Here is a 426-nt window from a genome sequence, read left to right on the forward strand (position 1 = left end):
ACCCGGCAAGCAAGGTCGGTTTTTTTGACCCTGACCTGTGCAGCGCTTCCCGGAGGATCTCGGCCTCCATGGTCTTGCGACCGAGCTGTCGCTCCAGCTCCCGGATCCGCTCCTCCAGCTGGCGCACCTTCTTGTTGCTGGTCACATCGTCATCGCCGGTCACCGCGACAGACCCTCCCTCCAGCATCAGCTTGCGCCAACGATACAAGAGATTGGGCGCCACGCCATTCCGCCGAGCGACGGCCGAGATGCTCTCGGTGCCGTCCAGCGTCTCCTCGACGATCCGCAGCTTCTCGGCAGAACTCCAGCGGCGCCGGCGGCCGCCATCCGTGATGATCTCAACTTCGGACATGAGCACATGCTTAGGGATATCCCTAAGCCTCCTGGTTCAGGCCCACGTGTCCGGTCGAAAATGGGGCCAGTTCA

General features: G+C 62.7%; 1 protein-coding gene. It reads right to left on the bottom strand.

Annotated elements, in window-relative coordinates; all coding sequences use genetic code 11:
• Positions 1-370, bottom strand: a 370-nt coding sequence (locus CEF10_RS16730; protein WP_157933083.1) for a transposase, incomplete at its 3' end; no start/stop codon positions are given.
• Positions 371-426 lie beyond the last annotated feature (56 nt).

This window comes from Roseovarius salinarum, from assembly GCF_002834145.1.
Lineage (GTDB): Bacteria > Pseudomonadota > Alphaproteobacteria > Rhodobacterales > Rhodobacteraceae > Roseovarius > Roseovarius salinarum.